Below are 19,854 nucleotides of genomic sequence, written 5' to 3' on the forward strand. Positions count from 1 at the left end.
CTTCACTCTTCTACGCTGCCGTCATCAAGCCGAGCAGTCTGTCGTGGACCTCGGCGACGAGGTGTTCCTGTCGCCAGGGGCGCAGTTCGCGGGCGGCTTCGAAGACGATGTTCATGCCTCCGCCCCCGCGTGTGGTCTCCAGTTCGGCGATGGCTTCGGTGAGGCTGGCCACCGCGGCTTCGACGTCGCGTTGGCGGATACGGGCGAGCGTAAGGTTTCCCAGCACGATCGCGCGTGACTTTCGCCTGTCCCGCAGCTTCTCCGCCGTGCTGGTCAGCAGGGTTTCGGCTCGTTGGTGGTCTCCGAGGGAGAGGTAGCAGGAGCCTGCGAGGCGGCCGAACTGGGTTGGCGACACAAGGTCGGCGGCGGCGTCGCTGCCGTCCGCGTAGTCGAGTTGGTGTTCTGCGCTGGAAAGAGCGCGTTCACAGTCTGAGGCCGACCGCAGCATGGCGTATGCCTCGGCGACGTGTAGGAGCGCCAGCCCGGACATGGCCGGGCTCGTACGCTCGGCGGTTTCGGCTGCTTGCTCCGCGAGAGCGAGCCCGGCCTGCGCGTTACGTGCGCCGTACAGCGCGACGTAGCAGGTGCGCAGTAAGGCGTGTGCTTCGAGCGTGGGGTCCCGTAGGTGGCGGGCGAGGTCGGCGCTTCGCTCGTAGTACGTCTTCGCGGTGGTGTGGTCGCGGCGTTGCGAGGCGTCCCAGACCAACTGGCCCATGAGCGTACAGGCGTCGGCGTGCAGGGCATGGAGTTCCCTCTGCACGCGTCCGCGGGCGGATCCGGCGGCGAGCTGGTCGATGCGGTTGAGCTGCGCTGCTGCTTCTGCGATGAGGCCGGCCGAAGGCACACGGTCGTAACGAGCGGCGCAGTCGTCGAAGTGCGTGCGAAGTGTGGCCACGGCGGACAGATCGACGCGGCCCGGGTGAAGCACCGCGTAGTCGAGGGCGTCCTGCCCCTGCGTGCCACCTGGCGACCGCGCGGTGAGTAGGTCACTGAGGCCCTCGGCATTGACGCGGAGAAGGCGGGCCAACCGTGGACGCATCCATGGCTGCGGTGCGGTGCGGCCTGATTCCCAGCGGGCGACAGTGGAGCGGTCTACCTGCATCTGCTCGGCGAGAGCCTCTTGGGTGAGCCCCACGGTTCGGCGGCGCGCTGCGAGACCGTTGCGGTGGTGCGCCATGACGTTGTCTCCCCGTTTCGCATGCCCTGCCAGGGACTTGCGGCTGCGCGACTCCCAGGTGAGGCGTGAGTGTGACGCACGGATGCCGCATTGGTGCGTCCATTGTGCTCTGGGCGTCGTCGGCTGTGGGCGGTTGTGTGGAACTCCGACGTACCCAGCCAGGAAGGTTCGCCCTCCATGCCGTTCCGAACACCCGCCCCGAAGTCCTCGTCCCTGCGTGTCCCGTCCGACGTCGGCGCCGTGCCTTCCGCTCGTCGCAGGGTTGTCGCGATCGTCCGTGACTGGGGCTTGCCGCTCGCGGACGACACGGTCGAGACGCTGGAGCTGCTGGCCGGTGAGGTGATCTCGAACGCAGTGGTGCACACGAGGGAGGGCTGCCAGGTCACGGTGAGCTGGGACGGGGCCCGCGTGCGGCTGGAGGCCGAGGACACGGAAGGTGGCCTCCTCCCGCAGTGGGCGTCGGCCGACCTGAACGAGGAGAGCGGGCGCGGACTGCAGTTGGTGGACGGTCTTGCCCAGGCGTGGGGCTCCCGGCCGACCACAGGCGGAAAAGCGGTCTGGTTCGAGGTCGCCAGTTGCTCACCCTCGCCCTACCGTCCGTCTCCCGCCGCATGCAAAAGCGATTCCTCGTTCGGGGGCGCACAGCGGCCGCCGACGGTTGCCGAACCGGGATGCGTCGTGCCCAGCGGCTTTCGTGCGCATGTCACTGCCACCTGACCACCTGACCACCTGACTCCGGACGCACGAGTCCCGAAGTCAGGTACAGGCGCCTTCGGTCGGGCCGCCACCACCAGTGGGGCTGCCGGAGACGCCTCAACCAGGGAGCGGGCAACCGGCTCGCTTCCGTCTACACCGAAGGAGATACAGCCATGGCCGAGCAGAACGTGACCACGAACGGTGGTCAGGAGGGCGACGGCCTGCTGGTCGCCCGTCGCCGGATCGCCGCCGCCCGTTCGCGGGCCGAGCAGCCCTCGGACGGCGGTTCCACCGGTCGTTCCGACGGCAACGACTGAGAAGGGCCGTAACCGATGACCACCGACGTACCTGCGGTGGTCGCGCACCTGGGCGAGGACTTCCTCGCCCAGGTGTACGGCCGCGCCTACCGCCACCTCCCCGGTGAGCCGGCCCGCTTCGGCGGCCTGCTCGGCTGGGACGACGTGAACGCACTGCTCACCCACCACCGGCTCGAACCGCCGCGCCTGCGCCTCGCGGTGGACGGCGAATCGCTGCCCCAGCACGCCTACACGGCGCCGGTCACTACCCGCCGCAGCACCGTGTGGCACCGGCTCAAGCCCGCCGATCTGCACCGCCACCTTGCCGAGGGCGCCACCCTCGTCCTGGACGCGATCGACGAGTTGCACCCGGGTGTCGGCCACCTCGCCCAGGAGTTGGAACGACATCTGCGTACCGGCATCCAGGTCAACGCCTACGCCTCCTGGACCTCCGAGGAGGGCTTCGGAGTCCACTGGGACGACCACGACGTGCTCGTCCTCCAGCTCGACGGCGCAAAACGATGGCGCATCTACGGGCCCACGAGGCGGGCCCCGCTCCACCGGGACACGGAGGTCCCCGAACCGCCGCCGAACGAGCCGCTTGTCGAACTGGTCCTGAACACGGGGGACATGCTGTACCTGCCGCGAGGTTGGTGGCACGCGGTCGCCGCTTCCGAAGGCGTCCACTCTCTCCATCTCACGTGCGGCATGCAGACGACGACCGGTGCGGACCTCCTCCAGTGGCTCTCCGAGGACCTGCGCCGCGAAGCGACCGTGCGCAGCGACCTGCCGTGCTTCGGGACCGAGGAGGAGAAGGCGGACTTCGTGCGGTCGCTGGGCGACGTCGTTATGAAGGGATTCGAGGACGGAACGCTGCTCGACCGATTCCTCACCATGCGGGACGCGACCGACCGAGCCCGCCTCGTGCCCTCACTGCCGTACGTCGAGGGCGTACCGCCCGACCCCGCCGTCGCCGTGCGCCTTGTCACCGCTCGCGCCCGGTTGCACAGCGACACGGAGGGCAACGCGGTGCTGACGGCAGGGGGAGAGGAATGGACCTTTTCCTCCCAGGCCGCACCCCTGCTCTCTCTCCTCGTGGACGGAGGCCATCACCGCCTGGACACACTCGCCCGAGCGGCCGGACTTCGCGTCGGGCAGGTCGCGCTGCTTGTAAGTGAGCTGGTGGACGGCGAGGTCGCGGCCGTGGGACGGGCCGGATGAGCGCCCAGCTCGCGGCCGGCACGTACCAGTGCTGCGACGTGTCCCAGTCGGTGACTGCGGCCGTGGACGCCGGGGTGACCTGGATCGACACGGCACCGAATTACGCGTCCGGTACGGCCGAGGCAACTTTGCGGCCGGTACTCGACGCGTGCCCGCAGGTGCGCGTCTCGACCAAGGTCGGTTTCGTGCCCGACTCCGACCGGCAGGCCGCTCGGGATGCCGGCGTGCTGCCGTACGACCGCGATCAAGGCCACTGCCTGGCACGTCCCTACATTGCCTGGCAGCTCGCTCGCAGCCGCGCCCGCCTCGGTTGCGTCCCGGACCTCGTCTTCGTCCACAATCCGGAACACGGTCGGATGAACCGGGCTGATGTGTCGTGGACGCTGAGCGAGGCATTCGAGGGACTGGAGAGCGCGGCGGACGACGGCAAGATCGGCGGCTACGGCGTCGCCACCTGGGCGGGCCTGTCGAGCGGCATGTTCACCATCCCCGAACTCACGGCACTGGCGGAGACAGTGGGTGGGCACCGTCACCACTTTCGGGCCGTGCAGTTCCCGGTGTCGCTCGTTCATCTCGCCGTGGTGGCGGACGCACTCGACGGACGCGGAGCGCTGGCAGAGGCGCGGGAAGCGGGGCTCGATGTCTTCGCATCGGCACCGCTCGGAGGAGGTGAACTCCTCGGCGCGATGACGGAGGAGTTGGTGCGCGTCATCGACGCCGCAGCCTCTCCGGCGCAGGCCGCACTCCTGCTCGCCCTGTCGGCCCCCGGAGTGTCGCGCGTCCTGCTGTCGGCGAGTACACCGGCACACTGGGCCGATGCCCTGGGCGCTGCGGCCTGTGCGCCCTTGTCGCCTGATCGCCTGAGAGGGGTCATCGATGTCCTCGGAACCTGACGACCCCGAGGTCGCCGCCCGCATGCGGAGGGCCCATACCGTGGCGTGCGGCTTCTTCGGGGCGGCCCGCGACGCTCGGGCGTCCGACGGAGGGCCGCAGGAGGTGTGGGGGTGGCGGGGACGCACGCTGGGCCGACCCGTCACCGGACCTTACGGACCGGGATGGCTGCGCGTTGCTCACAGCCCGGCCGACGAGGCCAGCGGCAAGCTGTGGACCGGTCCGGAGGACGCCGAACGCTTGGTGCCCCAGCAGATACCGCGCCCTTGTCTCCGTCTCGTACGGCAGTGGACGGAGAAAGAAGACGCGTACAGGGCAGAGCTGTACGACCACGTCACTGGCGGCCCCCTCTCGCCCACTCCGGTGCTTGCCGCCACGCCCCGCCTGATCACAGCCTGGTGGGACGACCTCCGTACGGCCCTCGACCGTCTCTCGGCGGTCCGTACCGACCGCACAGCAGTACGTCAGGCATACCTGGACCGTGCGATGCCGAAGTACCTCGCCTTCCTCGGCGGGTCTGTTCCTACGACTCCACCCGCGTGGTCCACCGCACATGGCGACCTGCACTGGGCGAACCTCGCCGGTCCTGAACTTGGCATCCTGGACTGGGAAGGCTGGGGCACCGCCCCGGCCGGCTACGACGCCGCCCTCCTGTACGCCTACAGCCTCACGATGCCGGAGACCGCCGAGCGCGTCCGCCGGGAACTTTCCACCGTTCTCGACAGTGACGCCGGGCGCTTCGCGGAGCTGGTGGTCATCACCGAGCTTCTCCAGAGCGCCGACCGCGGGGACAACCTCGAACTCCTCCCCGCGCTGCGGCAGCGGGCACGAGAGGTCTGGCACCAGATGACGGCCGACGGGTGATCAGCCACTGACCTACTCACCGCCGAGTCGGTGTGGACGTCGGACGGCCCTGGGCAGGTGGCGTGGGCGGCACGGGTATCTCTGGGCGAATGGGTTCAGGGCCCGACGGGAATCGAACCCGCGCTCTGAGCTTGGGAATCACGAGGGGTGGGGTGGCGTGTGTGCGGCGTGAGCTGATGGCGTCCCGCCACGTGGTGTAGTGGATCAGCCTTCGGTGGGGCTGGGCAGGGCGGTCTTGTCGGTGGTGGGGCGGCTGGCGTAGACCGTGGCCATGCTCTCCTCAGAGAGCGGCGGGGGAAGGCGATCCGTTCGTCGTGGAGTTCGGCCAGGACGGCGGTGGCCAGTCGGAGGACCGCGTCGGGGTTGGGGAAGACCTGCACGACGTCGGTGCGGCGCTCGATCTCGCGGTTCAGCCGTTCCAGGGGATCGGTGGACCGGGCGGCCGGGGCCTGAGGACCGTCGCAGCTCCTGAGGCCGTCGAATAATTCCGTGCCGTGCCACCGGTCGACGTACAGACTCGCCCCATGGCGGACATGAGGGCGTTCCAGGATGCGGTCACCAGCTGGGCGACGGGCGGTCCCGATGCGCCGGCGCGTGATCTGGCGGAAAGCCTGGGGGCGCGGACCGCGGTGCTCCTGGAAGGGCTGAGCGATCTCGCGGCCGTCGAGGCGCTGGCCGCCCGGCGTGGCCGGGACCTGGCCGCCGAGGGAGTGTGTGTCGTGCCGATGGGCGGGGCGATGAGCGTCGGCCGCTATGCCGGCCTCCTCGGGCCGCCCGGCCTCGGTCTGCGCCTGACAGGACTGTGCGACGAGGGCGAACAGGACTTCTACGAGCGCGGCCTGACACGGGCACAGGCACCGCTCCAGGACATCTACGTATGCACCGCGGATCTGGAGGATGAACTCATCCGCGCGCTCGGCACGGCAGGAGTCGAGGAGATCCTCCGCGCAGAGGGCGAACTCCGCGCCTGGCAGACCTTCCAGCGCCAGCCCGCACAGCACGGCCGACCCCGGCATCAGCAGGTGCGGCGCTTCCTCGGCACGAAGAAGGGCCGCAAGATCCGCTACGGCCGTCTCCTTGTCGAGGCCCTCGCACCGGACCGGACACCGCCCCCGCTCGACGGCCTCCTCGCGAGCCTGTGAGGTCGTGGACGGACTGCCGTTTCGAGCGTGCTGGACAGCGGACGAGCGCGGGTTAATCAGTTGACCGGGTGGCACCGGCTGGGCAGGCTCCAGCACGACCCGCCTGCCCCTACCGGAAGACCTACGGATGACTTCTCACCTGCACGCGCTCTGCTTCGATGCGCACGACCCGCTCCGTCTCGCGCGCTTCTGGGCGGACTTTCTCTGCTGGGAGACGTCCAAGGACTCCTCCGACGGCATCACGCTGCTGCCCAGCGATGAGACCGGGTTCCGGCTCCGCTTCCTCCCGGCCCAGGAGCGGAAGACAGGCCAGAACCACATGCACTTCGATCTGACGAGCACGTCCCTCGACGACCAGAAGCAGGTGGTGGAGAGGGCGCTCGCACTCGGTGCCCGGCACATCGACATCGGTCAACGCCCGGAGGAGGGGCATGTGGTGCTCGCCGACCCCGAGGGCAATGAGTTCTGTGTCATCGAGCCGGGCAACAGCTTCCTCGCCGATTGCGGGTTCATCGGAGCGCTGGCGGGAGATGGTTCGCAGGAGGCCGGGTACTTCTGGAGCCGAGCCCTGGGCTGGCCGTTGGTCTGGGACCAGGACCAGGAGACCGCGATCCGCTCACCGCACGGCGGTCCGAAGGTCACGTGGGGTGGTCCACCCCTGATGCCGAAGACGGGGAAGGAACGGCTGCACTTCGACCTCGCTCCACCGGCCGGCAGTGACCAGCAGGCGGAGGTCGACCGGCTCGTCTCCCTCGGGGCAACGCGCATCGACATCGGCCAAGGGGACGTCGACTGGGTGGTGATGGCCGACCCCGACGGTCACGAGTTCTGTGTACTGACCCCCCGATAAGCCCCGGAGCGGGGTGGGTGCAGGAGGACAGGGCCGGCCTCCGATGCAGAACGAGGGTTGTCGAAGCCAACTCGTGGGGCAGGAGACCCTGTTGAGGCAGTTGTACGCGGTTTCGACGGCGTCCCGCACCACGTGGCGTAGGGCATCGAGGTGAGATTGGCGGCGCGATGCGCCTGGTGCGTGCTCCCGCTGCCCCTGTCCGTTCCCCCTGAGCAAGGCAGGCGTTGCTTCTCAAGAGCAGGCATGGGTTCCGGAGACACCGTGCCACCCGGCGCCGCCGCAGCCGGACCTTCAGGGCCTCGATGCGTGGGCGGCCCGGCCGCTGCCTCCCTCGTGGCCGCGGGCCGGGCCGCCCCGCTCGTGGTACGGCCGTCGCACGGCGTGTTCCGGCTCCGGTCCAGGCCCCTGCCTCCGGACCGAGCGCGGTACCGGCGCTGATGGTCACGCGCCTTCCAGGCGCACACCACGGACGGCCGTCCGTTCCCCCACGGCGATCAGTCTCAGCCGGTTCCGAACACAGACCAACTCCCCTTACGCCTCCCTGACGTCCTGTCATCACTTCATGACACAGGCTTGACGCCGACTGTCGACGAGCTGTCAGAAGCCCGTAAATTCTCCTGGTCGACACGGAGATGGGTGATTCGTGGCGGCTAGATTCCCTTCCGCCGCTCAAGGCCGCGGACGTCAGTGGCATGACACGCGACCGGCGGCACAGGTATGCGGCGGACTCCCCGCCGTCGCGTCCGCAGTCCGCCTGGTCGGGCGCCGGGGCGTCCCGGCGCCCGACCAGGCGCACGTACCGCCGGTGACGCCGGAGCGGTCGCCGCCTTGTGCCGCCCAAGGGCAGAGCGTTGCCGAGATCGCCGACCGGCTGCATCTGGCCCAAGGGGGGTCGAGCAGCGTGTCCTTGATCGACACCTCCACCAACACCGTCATCACCCCCGTCACTTTGGGCACCAACCCCCGTGCCATCGCCGTCACCCCGGACGGCACGCGCGCCTACGTCACCAACTCCGGATCCGGCACGGTGTCAGTGATCGATACCGCCACGAACACCGTGCTCACCGCGATCACCTTCGGAACCACACCACGCGGGCTGGCCATCACCCCGGACGGCAGCCGCCTCTACGTCGCCAACAACAGCTCGGGCACCGTCTCCGTGATCAGCACGGCCACCAATGCCGTCACCGGCACCATCACGGTCGGCACCACCCCTTACGGCGTCGGCATCACCCCCGACGGCACCCGCGCCTACGTCGCCAACCAGGGATCGAACAGCGTGTCCGTGATCGACACCTCCACCAACAGCGTCCTCACCTCCGTCACCGCCGGCACCAGCCCATTCGCCCTCGCCGTCGCCTGACCGACGACACCGAGCCACGGGACACGCCATCGGCATGACCTCACAGGTTTGCTGGTGCGTCCGACCGCCCGCTCCCGCAAGAAGAAAGCCCGCCGCAGAACAAGGCGAACCACGGCCGCAGGGCCAGAGGGTGCTGAACCTGACCCCCGTGGGGGCGGATTGCCGAAGGGGCGGCGCGGTCAGGGCCGGTCACCGAGCCGGAAACGCAGCCGGCAGATGACCGCGTTCGTATCGCGGCGGACGGCCTGCGCCACAACGGCGCCGCGCTGGTTCTGCAGCACCCGCTGCCACAGATGGGCCGGCTCGACCTCGGGAATGAGCACGGTGATCCGGGTGCCCGGTTCTGCGGCCTCGAGTTCCCGTACGTACGCGGCGACCGGACGGCCGACCGTGCGGCGGGCCGAGGCAACGCGGATCAGCGGGACGCCGGGGTTCCACAGCGCCCAGTCCCGTTCCAGGGCCTCGGTCAGCTCGCGGTCCTCAGGATCGGGGTAGCAGACGGTCACCGCCCGGACCTCGTCGCCGAGAGACACCGCCGCGGTGAGGGCCTCGCTGGTGAGCCGGGTCAGGGACGAGACGGGAACGAGAACCAACGAGCGGTCGCGGTGCGGGGATTCGGGGATACGGCCGACCTCGAGGCGCTCGCCGATCTTCCCGTACGCACGGTGGACGCACTCGAACCCGGCGACCAGCAGGGGCAGCGCGACGACGATCAGCCAGGCGCCGTCGTGGAACTTGGTGGCGGTGACGACGACCGCACTGATGCCGGTGAGCAGCGCGCCGAGCCCGTTGAGGAACGCCTTGCCCGCCCAGCGCGGTCCGCGGACCCGACGCCAGTGCAGGACCATGCCGGTCTGGGCGATGGTGAAGCCGACGAAGACGCCGATGGCGAAGAGCGGAACGAGAGTGTTGGTGTCGCCGCCGGAGAAGAGCAGGAGTGCGGCGGAGACACCGGCAAGGGTCAGCACACCGTGCCGGTGGACCTGGCGGTCGGCCTTCAGCCCGAAGACATGCGGCAGGTAGTTGTCGCGGGCCAGCAGTTTGAGCAGGACCGGGAGACCGCCGAAGGAAGTGTTGGCGGACAGGGCCAGCAGCACCATGGTGGCGAACTGGATGACGTAGAAGCCGAGGTTGTGGCCCAGGGAGGCGTCGGCGAGCTGGGCGAGGACGGTCACGCCCTCGACCGGCTGCAGCCCGAAGCGGGAGATCAGTACGGAGAGGCCGATCAGCATCACGCCGAGCAGGGCGCCGAGGGCGATCTCGGCGTGCTGCGCGCGGCGGGCCGCCGGCGCACGGAAGGACGGGACGGCGTTGGCGATGGCCTCGACGCCGGTCAGTGCCGAGCAGCCGGATGCGAACGCCTTGAGCAGGAGCAGCGCGCCGACGGTGGTGGCGTTGTCGGCGAGGACGGAGGCGTGACCGGCGGCCGCCTCGGTGCTCGCCGGGGCGTCACGGAACAGGCCGACCGTGATGAGCACCAGGATCGAGCCGATGAAGACGGCCGTCGGCACGATGAACGCGCGGGCCGAGTCGACGATTCCGCGCAGGTTCACGGCCGTGATCAGCACCAGCACGCCGACGCACATCCACAGCCGGTCGCCGTACAGCTCCGGGAAGGCCGAGGTCAGCGCGGCCACGCCCGCGGTCACGGCGACGGCCACATTGAGGACGTAGTCCAGCACCAGCGACGCGGCCGCGACCAGACTGGTGCGCCGGCCCAAGTGCGCCTTGGCGACCGCGTAGCTGCCGCCGCCGTCCGGGAACGCGGCGATCACCTGCCGGTACGAGGCAACGAGGACCGCCAGCAGGCCCGCGATGGCGAGGGTGACGGGGAGCGTGAAGCCGAGCCCGTAGCCGCCTGCCGCGGCGAGGACCAGGACGATCGCCTCGGGTCCGTACGCCACCGACGCCATCGCGTCGAGCGAGAGCGCGGCGAGGCCGGTGACGGCTGTGAGCTTGTGACGCGCGCCGGTATCCGGGGGTTCCTCTGCGCCGGGCGCAGTGACGGTCTTGGTGGACAGGACGGACATGCGGATGGCTCCTTCGGTTCCAGGTCCGCTCAGGGTGTGCCCGGATCCGGCCGGTCCTGCCTGGCGCTGGCGCGTTCTTGGCGCGCAACGGCGATGTCTTCACGCGTTCTTGACGAGGCCCGTGAGCAGGGCGTCAAGGTTTGCCCGTGACGCATCAGCAGGTCATCAACGCAACGGCGGCGAGCCACTCGCGTTCCTACCGTCGGACGCATGGAGCAGCGTGAGACACGATGCGTTCCGGGCCGCGACGCGGGCCGCGCGGAGCCCCCCGGGAGCCCTTCAGCCGACCATGGCCGGTCCGGTGAACGACAGGCCGCGATCCGCTGCGCAGCCCTGCTGCTCGCGATGCTGCTGCTCATCGACGTGGGCTCCGGCGGCCTCACCACCGTGCGCGCCGTCCTGTGGACGGGGCTCGCTGTCCTGCTGTTCGTGGTGCTGCTGCCGCCGCGGGTGACCGCCGGAGAGGGATGGCTGGCCTCGCGCGGCCTGCTGCGCGAACGGACGGTTCGCACGGACCGGCTGGTGTCGGTGCGCTGGTCCGACGGCGTCGCGCAGCGGCTGGTCCTGCGTGACCTGGACGGCGGCCGCGTCGAGCTGGACCCGCGGGTTCTTGTCGCCAATCCCCGGTTGTGGCGCCTGCTGGACGCGGGCGCCCGGACCTCCCTGGGCCGGGGAACGCTGTTGTACGGGGCGGCTGCTCTGCGGCAGCTGTCGCGGAGGATCGACGGGGAGACGGTCCGGTCGGTCTTCACGGTCTCCGGCCTGGAGTAGACGTCGTCCGATTCCGGTGACGACGAGCCGCGTCGGTCGACAGCACCCGATCCCGAAGAGGGCCCGCGCTCCCTTTGCGTGCACCGAAGGCCGCCCGTCCCCGAAGGCCGCCCCCGGCCAAAGGGTTAGGCGCGTGTGTGGTGGATACTCGCTCCTCGTTGCCCGACGATCAGCAGGGGAATCACCGCATGACCGGCACGCAGGTCGAGACCACGCCGCCCGAAACCGAGGAGCGGGCTGGGGCCCGGCCCTGGCGTGCCTGGCTGCTGGAGGGCCTGAGCGAGCAGTCCGCACGGCATCCGGGTCCGCACGGCACGCCGCCGGCCGAGCACAAGGGCCACACGTGGTGGCGGGTGATGTGCCTGACCGGTGTGGACTACTTCTCCACCCTCGGCTACCAGCCCGGCATCGCCGCTCTGGCCGCCGGTCTGCTCTCGCCGCTGGCCACCCTCGTACTCGTTGCCCTCACCCTGCTGGGCGCGCTGCCGGTGTACCGGCGGGTCGCGAAGGAGAGCCCGCACGGCGAGGGCTCGATCCACATGCTGGAGCGGCTGCTGCCCTGGTGGGCGGGGAAGCTGTTCGTGCTGGTGCTGCTCGGCTTCGCGGCCACCGACTTCATGATCACCATCACTCTGTCGGCCGCGGACGCCTCGGCCCATGTGGTGGAGAATCCCTTTGCCCCGCACTGGATGCACGACGGCAACGTCTGGATCACCCTGGTGCTCGTCGCGGGCCTCGGCGCGGTGTTCCTCAAGGGCTTCCGCGAGGCGATCCGCGTCGCCGTGGTGCTGGTCGCGCTCTACCTGGCACTCAATGTGGTCGTCCTGGCCACCGCCGTCTGGCACGTGACCACCCAGCCGGTCGTGGTCGACGACTGGTGGAGTGCCCTGACGGCCGAGCACGCCTCGCCCCTGGCGATGATCGGCGTGGCCCTGCTGGTCTTCCCCAAGCTCGCCCTCGGCATGTCCGGCTTCGAGACCGGCGTCGCCGTCATGCCACAGGTGCGCGGAGACGCCACCGACACGTACGAGAACCCGGCCGGACGCATCCGCGACACCCGCAAGCTGCTGACCACCGCCGCGCTGACCATGAGCGGATTCCTGCTCATCAGCAGCCTCGCCACAACCATCCTGATCCCCGTCGAGCAGTTCGAGAAGGGCGGCGAGGCCAACGGGCGGGCCCTGGCCTATCTCGCCCACGAGTACCTGGGTGAAGCCTTCGGCACGGCGTACGACGTGTCGACCATCGCCATCCTCTGGTTCGCCGGCGCCTCCGCCCTGGCCGGCCTGCTCAACCTCGTACCGCGCTATCTGCCGCGCTACGGCATGGCACCCGAGTGGGCCAGGGCGGTGCGCCCACTGGTGCTGCTGTTCATGGCGATCGCCGTCACCGTCACCGTCCTGTTCAACGCCGATGTCGACGCACAGGGCGGTGCGTACGCCACCGGGGTGCTGGTACTGATGCTCTCGGCGTCCTTTGCGTCGACGATCGCCGTCCACCACCGCGGCCACCGGGCCGCCACCATCGGCTTCGGCACCGTCACCGCGGTGTTCGCCTACACGCTGGTCGTCAATGTCGTCGAACGGCCGGACGGTTTGAAGATCGCCTCGCTGTTCATCGTCGGCATCCTGCTGACCTCCTTCGCCTCCCGCGTCCACCGTGCCTTCGAACTGCGCGCCGCCACCGTCACGTTCGACGAGACCGCCGCCCGGCTGATCGACGAAACCGCCGCGCAAGGGCCGCTGCGGGTCATCGCCAACGAGCCGGACGAGCGCGACGAGCAGGAGTACCGGGAGAAGGAGTACAGCCAGCGCGAGGAGACCCACATCCCCGACGGCCGACCGGTCCTCTTCCTCGAAGTCACCGTCCGGGACTCCTCCGACTTCACCGCCGACCTCAGCGTCCACGGCGAGGAGCGGTACGGCGCACGGATCCTGCGCGTCCAAGGCGCCGTAGTGCCCAACACCATCGCCGCAGTCCTGATGGAACTGCGCGCCCGCACCGGCCAGGTCCCGCACGCCTACTTCAACTGGACCGAGGGCCACCCACTCGGGCATCTGCTGCGCTTCCTCGTCTTCGGCGACGGCGAAGTCGCCCCCGTCACCCGCGAGGTCCTGCGCCGCGCGGAACCCGACCTCACCCGCCGGCCCCGCATCCACGTCGGCTGACCCGGTCAGTACCGCCCGCCCGGCCCGGCGGGCGGTACTCACCGCACCCATGGGCCGTGCGGTCGGACACAAGGACCGACCTGCTCCATCAGCACACTGTGCCGGCCATTGCGCCATACGTACGCACGGGCGCGGAACCCTAACGAGTACTCATGGCCCTCGCAGCATCGTGGCCGCGCTGCTGAACAGGCGCGGCGGCTTACTCTCGCGCCGTGTTCAACGTGACGGGGATCCTCAAGCGGCTGGTCATCGGCCGCGCCAAGCGCAGCGAGGAACTGGGCGAGACGCTGCTGCCCAAGCGCCTCGCCCTGCCGATCTTCGCCTCCGACCCGCTGTCCTCGGTCGCGTACGCCACCCAGGAGATCCTGCTGGTGCTGACCCTGGGCGGCCTGGCCTACCTGCATTTCACGCCATGGATCGCGGCGGCCGTCGTGTCGCTGATGACCGTGGTGGTCCTCTCCTACCGCCAGGTGGTGCACGCCTATCCCAGCGGTGGTGGGTCGTACGAGGTGGCCTCGACGAACCTCGGCCCTTCCGCCGGTCTGGTGGTCGCCGCCTCGCTGCTGGTCGACTACGTGATGACCGTGGCGGTCTCCGTCGCCTCCGGCGTGGACAACATCATCTCGGCGGTGCCCGCACTGGTCGACTACCGCGTGCAGATGGCGCTCGTCTTCGTCGCCCTGCTGACCGCGATGAATCTGCGCGGCGTACGCGAATCCGGTCAGGCGTTCGCGGCCCCGACCTATCTGTTCATCGGCGGCGTGCTGATCATGGTCGGCACTGGGCTGTTCCGGTACCTGGCCGGTGACGCGCCGGTGGCGGAGAGCGCCGCGTACGGCATCACACCGGATCCCGCGGATGCGAACCTGGCAGGCCTCGCGCTGGTGATGCTCGTCCTTCGCGCCTTCTCCAGCGGCTGTACGGCACTGACCGGCGTGGAGGCGATTTCCAACGGTGTGCCTGCCTTCCGCAAGCCCAAGTCCCGCAACGCGGCGGCCACCATGGCCGCGATGGGCATCATCGCCGTGACCATGTTCGTCGGCGTCACCACGCTCGCGCTCATCACCAAGGTGCACATCGTCGAAGACCCGTGCCGGCTCACCGGACTGGACGGCGACTGCGCCTCGTACCATCAGCGCACCGTCATCGCCCAGCTGGCCGCCTCCGTCTTCGGCGGCGAGAACAGCATCGGTTTCTACTTCCTCCAGGCCGCCACCGCCCTGGTACTGATCCTCGCCGCGAACACCGCCTTCAACGGCTTCCCGCTGCTCGCCTCGATCCTCGCGCAGCACCGCTATCTGCCGCGCCAGCTGCACAACCGCGGCGACCGGCTCGCCTTCTCCAACGGCATCCTGGCGCTGGCGATCGTGGCCGGACTGCTGCTGTGGGCGTTCAAGGCCAACGTCACCAGCCTCATCCACCTGTATATCCTGGGCGTGTTCACCTCCTTCACGCTCTCGCAGACCGGCATGGTCCGGCACTGGAACCGCGAGCTGCGCACCGAGGCCGATCCGGCCGTACGCCGTCGGCATCGGGTGGCGCGGGTCATCAACGCCACCGGTGCGGTCATCACCTGTCTGGTACTGATCATCGTGCTGGCCACGAAGTTCACCCAGGGCGCCTGGCTGGCGGTGCTCGCCGGGATCGTGCTGTGGGTCATGATGCGGGGGATCCGCCGTCACTACGACACCACCGCAGACGAATTGGCGGTCACCGACCCGCGCAGCGAGATGGTGCCGCCCTCCCGGGTGCTGGCGGTCGTGCTGGTCTCCACCCTCCACAAGCCGACCCTGCGGGCGCTGGCCTACGCACGCGCCTTCAGGCCCGACCACCTGGAGGCACTCACCGTCGCGGTGGACCGTGAGCAGTCCGCCGCGCTCCAACGGCAGTGGGCGGACTACGAGATCCCGGTGCCGCTCAAGGTCCTCGACTCTCCGTACCGCGAGATCACCGGGTCGGTCATGGAGTACGTGCGCTCCCTCCGCCGCGACAGCCCGCGGGATGTGGTCGCGGTCTTCATTCCCGAGTACGTGGTGGGCCACTGGTGGGAGAACCTGCTGCACAACCAGTCCGCGCTGTGGCTCAAGAGCCGGCTGCTGTTCACTCCCGGCGTGATGGTGACCAGCGTCCCCTGGCAACTCAGCTCGTCCGCCCACGCCGACCACCCGGCCGCACGCGCCCCCGGCTCGGTCCGCCGCGGGGAACCCACCACGCCCCGCAGGAGCGACACCGCCGCGCACCGGTAACCCTTCGGGGCCCACCCCGCCGGGGCGGCTGAGCGAGCCCCCTCAGCACGTCGGCACCGGCCCGTGAGGAAGGGGATCCCGACGGCCCGGGAGTACTGATCGCAGAGGCGGGCCACCGCCGCCGTGCGATGCTGGTGGGCATGACCCTGGAGGACCTGGTACGGCTGCGCCGCGCCCGGGACGTGATGGACCGCGACTACGCACGGCCGCTGGACGTTCCGGCGCTGGCGAACGTCGCCCTCATGTCGGCCGGGCACTTCTCCCGCAGCTTCCGCGCCGCCTTCGGGGAGACGCCCTACAGCTATCTGATGACCCGCCGTGTCGAGCGGGCGAAGGCGCTGCTGCGGCGGGGCGACATGAGCGTGACGGAGGTCTGCTTCGCGGTCGGATGCACCTCGCTGGGGTCGTTCAGCTCGCGCTTCAGCGAGCTGGTCGGCGAGAGCCCCAGCGCCTACCGGGCCCGGCGCCACGAGGCCGGCGCCGCGATCCCGGCGTGCGTCGCCAAGATCCTCACGCGACCGGTCAGGATCGGAGAAGCAGAATCCGCCGCCGCCTCGTAGCGTCGACGGCATGGACATCAAGCTCTCACAGTGCTTCATCGCAGTCGACGACCATGACAAGGCGCTCGCCTTCTACCGCGACATCCTCGGCCTGGAGGTACGCAACGACGTCGGGTTCGAGGGGATGCGCTGGGTGACGGTCGGCTCACCCGCGCAGCCGGACGTGGAGATCGTCCTCGAACCGCCGCTCGCCAACCCCAACGCCTCGCCGGCCGACAAGCAGGCGATGGCGGAACTGCTGGCCAAGGGCATGCTGCGCGGCGTGATCTTCTCCACCGACAACTGCGACGCCACCTTCGAACGCATCCAGGCAGCCGGCGGGGAGGTGTTGCAGGAGCCGATCGACCAGCCGTACGGCGTCCGCGACTGTGCCTTCCGCGACCCGGCCGGCAACATGCTCCGCTTCACCCAGCCCCGCAAGCGGTAAGAACCGCCTGAGGTACGTTCCCGGCCCATGGCTGTGGGGCGCTCCGACTCGGGGTGGCACAGGCGATCCGGCTCCTCCGGGCGGTCGGCGGAGCGGGAAGCGGGAGGGCGGGCGGTCGCAGATGGGCAAGGGGCCGCCCGACGCGGTACGGGGAGGGCCCGCCTGCCGGCCGAGCGGCTCGGCGGTCACTTCCCCGATCACGCTTTCCTGACCACTTTGGCGACGCCGACAGGGCGCTCTGCGCGGCCGAAGGGTCGGCGATCGCCGACGAGATCTTCGACCGGCTCCGATGCGGCTCCGTGCGGAGCCGCATCGGTCCCCGAGTGGATCGTCACCGGCGCCGGGACCGGGGCGACGTCGGCGGCGATCGGGCGCCCTCTGCGCCGCCCGCCCGACCGCGAGCCGATGCGCGACGGACGCTGGTTGGTCTGACGCCTCGGCCGGGCGCGCCGCGTGGCCGGGTCCAGAGGCCCCACGGGCCGAAGCGGCGTGGATGCCCGAGGCTTCCTGCGCCGAGCGCGACCCCGGCCAGGTGTCGGCCGGACGGCGTCGCGCCACCCCGGCCGGCACCGCCGATCAGGTCGCCGTCGGGCTGTTGCCGCGATCACGCCCACGAAAGGAGAACCAGACGTACTGTTCGAATCTGATCAGATCGAGCCAGGCGACGCCGACGGAGACCGCGAAGACGGCCCCGCCCGACAGATGGAGACACGATGAGCAAGGCCACGAGGACGAACACGCAGTCGCCTGCGCTGCACGCTGCCGACAGCCACGATCTGATCCGCGTGCACGGCGCGCGCGTGAACAACCTCAAGGACGTCAGCATCGAGATTCCGAAGCGCCGGCTGACGGTGTTCACCGGCGTCTCCGGCTCGGGCAAGAGCTCGCTCGTGTTCGGCACGATCGCCGCGGAGTCGCAGCGGCTGATCAACGAGACCTACAGCGCCTTCGTGCAGGGCTTCATGCCGACGCTGGCGCGGCCCGAGGTCGACGTACTCGACGGACTGACGACCGCGATCATCGTCGACCAGCAGCGGATGGGGGCCGACCCGCGCTCCACCGTCGGCACCGCCACCGACGCCAACGCGATGCTGCGCATCCTCTTCAGCCGGCTCGGGAAGCCGCACATCGGCCCGCCCAGCGCGTACGCCTTCAACGTCCCCTCGGTCCGGGCGAGCGGTGCGATCACCGTCGAGCGCGGTGCCAAGAAGGCGACGAAAGCGACCTTCACCCGCACCGGCGGCATGTGTACGCGCTGCGAAGGCCGGGGCGCCGTCTCCGACATCGACCTCACCCAGCTCTACGACGACTCCAAGTCGCTCGCCGAGGGCGCGTTCACCATCCCCGGCTGGAAGTCCGACAGCTTCTGGACCGTGCGGGTCTACGCCGAGTCGGGCCTCCTCGACCCGAACAAGCCGATCCGCGAGTTCACCAAGAAGGAGATGCAGGACTTCCTCTACCGGGAGCCGACCAAGGTGAAGGTCGAGGGCGTCAACCTCACTTACGAGGGGCTGATCCCCAAGATCCAGAAGTCGTTCCTGTCCAAGGACAAGGAGGCGCTGCAGCCGCACATCCGGGCGTTCGTGGAGCGGGCGGTCACCTTCGCCACCTGCCCCGAGTGCGATGGCACCCGGCTCAGCGAGGGGGCCCGGTCGTCGAAGATCAAGGGGATCAGCATCGCCGACGCCTGCGCGATGCAGATCAGCGACCTGGCCGCATGGGTCCGCGGCCTCGACGAGCCGTCGGTGGCGCCGCTGCTCACCGCGCTGCAGCACACCCTCGAGTCGTTCGTGGAGATCGGGCTGGGCTACCTCGCGCTCGACCGGCCGTCGGGCACGCTGTCGGGCGGCGAGGCGCAGCGCGTCAAGATGATCCGCCACCTCGGCTCCTCGCTCACCGACGTCACCTACGTCTTCGACGAGCCCACCACGGGCCTGCACCCCCATGACATCCAGCGGATGAACGGCCTGCTGCTGCGGCTGCGGGACAAGGGCAACACGGTGCTCGTCGTGGAGCACAAGCCGGAGGTCATGGCGATCGCCGACCACGTCGTCGACCTCGGCCCCGGCGCCGGTACGGCGGGCGGCGCCGTCTGCTTCGAGGGCACCGTCGAGGGGCTGCGGGCGGGCGGCACCATCACCGGCCGCCATCTCGACGACCGGGCCGCCGTCAAGGAGACGGTGCGGAAGTCCACCGGCACGCTGGAGATCCGTGGCGCGACGGCGAACAACCTGCGCGACGTCGACGTCGACATCCCGCTCGGGGTGCTTGCCGTCGTCACCGGGGTCGCCGGCTCCGGAAAGAGCTCCCTCGTGCACGGGTCGATCCCCGCCGGCGAGGGTGTGGTGTCGATCGGCCAGGGCGCGATCCGTGGCTCGCGGCGGAGCAACCCGGCGACGTACACCGGACTGCTCGACCCGATCCGCAAGGCGTTCGCGAAGGCCAACGGCGTGAAGCCGGCGCTGTTCAGCGCCAACTCCGAGGGCGCCTGCCCCACCTGCAACGGCGCCGGCGTCATCTACACCGACCTGGCGATGATGGCCGGCGTCGCCTCCACCTGCGAGGAGTGCGAGGGGAAGCGGTTCCAGGCATCGGTGCTGGACTACCACCTCGGCGGCCGCGACATCAGCGAGGTGCTCGCGATGTCGGTGACCGAGGCCGAAAAGTTCTTCGGCGCCGGCGAGGCGCGCACGCCGGCCGCGCACGCCGTCCTCGACCGGCTCGCCGACGTCGGGCTCGGCTACCTCAGCCTCGGCCAGCCGCTCACCACGCTGTCCGGCGGTGAGCGGCAGCGGCTCAAGCTGGCCACCCACATGGCCGAGAAGGGCGGCGTCTACGTCCTCGACGAACCGACCGCCGGCCTGCACCTCGCCGACGTCGAGCAGCTGCTCGGCCTGCTCGACCGGCTCGTCGACTCCGGCAAGTCGGTCATCGTCGTCGAGCACCACCAGGCGGTCATGGCACACGCCGACTGGATCATCGACCTCGGCCCCGGCGCCGGCCACGACGGCGGCCACATCGTCTTCCAGGGCACACCCGCCGACCTCGTCGCCGCCCGCTCCACCCTCACCGGCGAGCACCTCGCGGCCTACGTCGGCACCTGACCGAGGCCCTCGCGGGCACCGTGGGACGACTGGGCGCGACGACGGCCG

Annotated in this window: 16 protein-coding genes and 1 pseudogene; 14 read left to right on the forward strand and 3 right to left on the reverse strand. The window is 70.0% G+C overall.

Annotated elements, in window-relative coordinates:
• Positions 1 to 10: 10 nt before the first annotated feature.
• Positions 11 to 1,177: a helix-turn-helix transcriptional regulator gene (locus tag OG883_RS09590; RefSeq protein WP_266537680.1), complete on the reverse strand. Its 1,167-nt coding sequence runs from the start codon at positions 1,175 to 1,177 to the stop codon at positions 11 to 13.
• 177 nt (positions 1,178 to 1,354) lie between these two features.
• Between OG883_RS09590 and OG883_RS09595 the strand changes: the two genes are divergently transcribed.
• From OG883_RS09595 to OG883_RS09615, 5 genes are all read left to right on the forward strand, one after another.
• Entirely contained in the window at positions 1,355 to 1,894 is a 540-nt protein-coding gene (locus tag OG883_RS09595) for an ATP-binding protein (RefSeq protein ID WP_266537683.1), read from the forward strand.
• Positions 1,895 to 2,046: 152 nt separating this feature from the next.
• Positions 2,047 to 2,190 carry a hypothetical protein gene (locus OG883_RS09600; RefSeq protein ID WP_266537685.1) on the forward strand — a complete coding sequence of 48 codons (144 nt, stop codon included), beginning with the start codon at positions 2,047 to 2,049 and terminating at the stop codon, positions 2,188 to 2,190.
• A gap of 15 nt (positions 2,191 to 2,205) precedes the next feature.
• On the forward strand, positions 2,206 to 3,390 hold the full coding sequence (locus OG883_RS09605; RefSeq protein ID WP_266537687.1) for a cupin domain-containing protein: 1,185 nt from the start codon (positions 2,206 to 2,208) through the stop codon (positions 3,388 to 3,390).
• Positions 3,387 to 4,283 (forward strand): aldo/keto reductase, encoded by an 897-nt coding sequence (locus OG883_RS09610; protein WP_266537694.1) that lies wholly within the window; start codon positions 3,387 to 3,389, stop codon positions 4,281 to 4,283. The genes OG883_RS09605 and OG883_RS09610 overlap by 4 nt, the downstream gene beginning before the upstream one ends.
• On the forward strand, positions 4,267 to 5,145 hold the full coding sequence (locus OG883_RS09615) for a phosphotransferase (protein ID WP_266537698.1): 879 nt from the start codon (positions 4,267 to 4,269) through the stop codon (positions 5,143 to 5,145). Before OG883_RS09610 ends, OG883_RS09615 begins: the two co-directional genes overlap by 17 nt.
• Before the next feature lie 204 nt (positions 5,146 to 5,349).
• Here OG883_RS09615 and OG883_RS09620 read toward each other — a convergent pair.
• Positions 5,350 to 5,579: pseudogene (locus tag OG883_RS09620) on the reverse strand (transposase); the annotation flags it as partial.
• Between the two features lie 90 nt (positions 5,580 to 5,669).
• Here OG883_RS09620 and OG883_RS09625 point away from each other — a divergent pair.
• The 3 genes from OG883_RS09625 to OG883_RS09635 all read left to right on the forward strand — a co-directional run bounded on the left by OG883_RS09625 (position 5,670) and on the right by OG883_RS09635 (position 8,500).
• Positions 5,670 to 6,287 carry a TOPRIM nucleotidyl transferase/hydrolase domain-containing protein gene (locus OG883_RS09625; protein WP_266537701.1) on the forward strand — a complete coding sequence of 206 codons (618 nt, stop codon included), beginning with the start codon at positions 5,670 to 5,672 and terminating at the stop codon, positions 6,285 to 6,287.
• 127 nt (positions 6,288 to 6,414) lie between these two features.
• Positions 6,415 to 7,137: a VOC family protein gene (locus OG883_RS09630; RefSeq protein ID WP_266537704.1), complete on the forward strand. Its 723-nt coding sequence runs from the start codon at positions 6,415 to 6,417 to the stop codon at positions 7,135 to 7,137.
• An 805-nt stretch (positions 7,138 to 7,942) separates the two neighbouring features.
• Entirely contained in the window at positions 7,943 to 8,500 is a 558-nt protein-coding gene (locus tag OG883_RS09635; protein WP_266537706.1) for a YncE family protein, read from the forward strand.
• A gap of 179 nt (positions 8,501 to 8,679) precedes the next feature.
• On the opposite strand, the gene OG883_RS09640 is transcribed toward OG883_RS09635, so the two are convergent.
• Positions 8,680 to 10,530, reverse strand: a complete 1,851-nt coding sequence (locus OG883_RS09640; RefSeq protein WP_266537710.1) for an APC family permease — start codon at positions 10,528 to 10,530, stop codon at positions 8,680 to 8,682.
• Positions 10,531 to 10,740: 210 nt separating this feature from the next.
• Here OG883_RS09640 and OG883_RS09645 point away from each other — a divergent pair, with 210 nt between their 5' ends.
• The 6 genes from OG883_RS09645 to OG883_RS09670 all read left to right on the forward strand — a co-directional run bounded on the left by OG883_RS09645 (position 10,741) and on the right by OG883_RS09670 (position 19,806).
• On the forward strand, positions 10,741 to 11,301 hold the full coding sequence (locus OG883_RS09645) for a hypothetical protein (RefSeq protein WP_266537712.1): 561 nt from the start codon (positions 10,741 to 10,743) through the stop codon (positions 11,299 to 11,301).
• 188 nt (positions 11,302 to 11,489) lie between these two features.
• The gene (locus OG883_RS09650) at positions 11,490 to 13,469 is read left to right on the forward strand and encodes an amino acid transporter (RefSeq protein WP_266537715.1); all 1,980 of its coding nucleotides are present in this window, start codon (positions 11,490 to 11,492) and stop codon (positions 13,467 to 13,469) included.
• 212 nt (positions 13,470 to 13,681) lie between these two features.
• Entirely contained in the window at positions 13,682 to 15,715 is a 2,034-nt protein-coding gene (locus OG883_RS09655; protein ID WP_266537718.1) for an APC family permease, read from the forward strand.
• Between the two features lie 140 nt (positions 15,716 to 15,855).
• A complete protein-coding gene (locus OG883_RS09660; protein ID WP_266537721.1) occupies positions 15,856 to 16,275 on the forward strand; it encodes a helix-turn-helix domain-containing protein in 420 nt (139 codons plus the stop codon).
• Between the two features lie 10 nt (positions 16,276 to 16,285).
• Positions 16,286 to 16,702: a VOC family protein gene (locus OG883_RS09665; RefSeq protein WP_266537723.1), complete on the forward strand. Its 417-nt coding sequence runs from the start codon at positions 16,286 to 16,288 to the stop codon at positions 16,700 to 16,702.
• 713 nt (positions 16,703 to 17,415) lie between these two features.
• Entirely contained in the window at positions 17,416 to 19,806 is a 2,391-nt protein-coding gene (locus OG883_RS09670) for an excinuclease ABC subunit UvrA (protein ID WP_266537726.1), read from the forward strand.
• The last annotated feature ends 48 nt before the right edge of the window (positions 19,807 to 19,854 follow it).

It is taken from the genome of Streptomyces sp. NBC_01142, from assembly GCF_026341125.1.
In the GTDB taxonomy this organism is placed as follows: domain Bacteria; phylum Actinomycetota; class Actinomycetes; order Streptomycetales; family Streptomycetaceae; genus Streptomyces.